Source organism: Streptomyces sp. NPDC015127 (assembly GCF_043080095.1).
Taxonomy (GTDB): domain Bacteria; phylum Actinomycetota; class Actinomycetes; order Streptomycetales; family Streptomycetaceae; genus Streptomyces.
On record NZ_JBIBVE010000096.1, the window covers coordinates 1 to 1,696 of the forward strand.

Here is a 1,696-nt window from a genome sequence, read left to right on the forward strand (position 1 = left end):
CCTGCCTGCCACGATCTGAACGGACCAGAAGATCGGGTCCGGCACACCCTGGCACGCCATCAAACGGCCACACCCCCAACAACGTGACAGCACCGTTGCACCGAATTCCTTAACAGTCCTGGCTACGGGTGCTGAGCGAGGAGAGGAACCGCGGTGTCGAGGACGTCCTCATGCTGGTCTGTGACGGTTTGAAGGGCCTGCCCGACGCGGTCGGTGAGGTCCGGCGGCGACCCGCTGAAGGTGTCGGACATCCCGCAGCAGCGCCCATGATCTGGCCGTCCACACCCCGCTCATTAACCCTTTCGCCCAATTTTTGGATATTTTTTACTCTGCGACGCCTCGAACGTCCCAATGTTGAGTAACAAGTACGGTAGTCGCGCGGAAGTTGCATCCCTTAATTAGTAATGACATAGTCGGCTTTCCGCCGAGTGTACTGCTTACCACCTGTAGAGGGTGACGGATCTAAAGCGAGGGTACATGCGTAATAAAATAATCAAAATTGCTTCGATGTGCATTGCTCCGACCGTCGTCGCAATCGCCTTGAGTACTCCTGCTCACGCTGCCACTGTGACACCTACCGGACAATACGGATGCAGCAACTGGAGCCCTTTCTCTCCAGCTCCTTATACGGGCTACGTATTACCGTCCAGCGTGCAAATGCAGACTTGCATTTATAAAGGGCAGGGTAGCGACGGGGGCGAATATTTCTACGGCGTTTCGAAGGTGCGCAACAACTCAAGCGAAGAGGTGTACGTAGACTGGGGCGCCATGTACGCCTACTTCAATGGCAGCAATAGCCCCTTTGTGGCCAACTCGAGCTGTTATGACGGCTGGGTGCCTGCTGGATCTAGCAACTCATCCGGTTCTACCTGCGGATCGAACTGGCTTCCCGACAATTCCCCCAACTCCGCTAATTACTTCATGGGTCAAGCGGTCGTCGGAAAGCAGTACAGCTCATGGCCTTGGTGGCGAACCTTCCACCAGTCTAAGTATTCGCTGAGCTTGAGTTAAGGGCCGCATCAGACGGATGCTTTACCCGCAAGAAAGTGATGCGAGCAAGTCCGCCGCTTCGTAATGAAGCAGCGGACTTCTCGCAGCCGCCTTCGCCCAGGCATGGAATGTCGGCGGGCAAGACCTAGCCTAGAATTCTGGAGGGTAGCCGACGTAGTCGGCAGACCGTTTCGCGTTCTGTGGCTGAGCGTGGGTAGGCTGACGGCCTGGTTGTCGAGCGCCAGCTTCCATTGCTCCGGTCGTGGTGGTGCTGCTCGTGGGGACAAGGGGTTTGCTGCTCAGACTGGCTCGGCGGATGAGCGAGCCGGTCGAGGGCGGTCGTGGTCCACGGCCAGTGGCAGGTGAGGCGGGGGACGCGGCGCCGACCGGTGGTGACGAGTGGGCAGCCGCGGAGAACATGCGGAAGCGGAGGCGGAGGGGTTCCCATCGCCTTGCCTGGTCGGTCAGGGCGAGCATGCGCATCCAGACCAGCAGGGCGAGAGCGATCTGGACGATCTCCAGCCAGACGTTGTTTTGTGCGCGTGCAGGGGCAGGTGCGCAGTCTCGTCGCGCGGGCGGCACGGATCCTGTCCTCCGCCCGTGCCCTGTGCATGTGCGTCTTATGTGGTGGTGAGGCGTGCCCAGTGGGTGGTGTGGCCGGTGGTGTGGGTGTGGGTGCCGTGGGTGGGGGCGAGGGCGGTGACGA

The 1,696-nt window shown here is 59.9% G+C and carries 2 pseudogenes; one reads left to right on the plus strand and one right to left on the minus strand.

Features of this window, described 5'->3' with window-relative positions:
• Window positions 1–119: 119 nt before the first annotated feature.
• Window positions 120–221 (plus strand): annotated as a pseudogene (locus ACF08N_RS38090) (transposase); the annotation flags it as partial.
• Between the two features lie 1,076 nt (window positions 222–1,297).
• On the opposite strand, the pseudogene ACF08N_RS38095 reads toward ACF08N_RS38090, so the two are convergent.
• A pseudogene (locus ACF08N_RS38095) lies at window positions 1,298–1,696 on the minus strand (transposase); the annotation flags it as partial.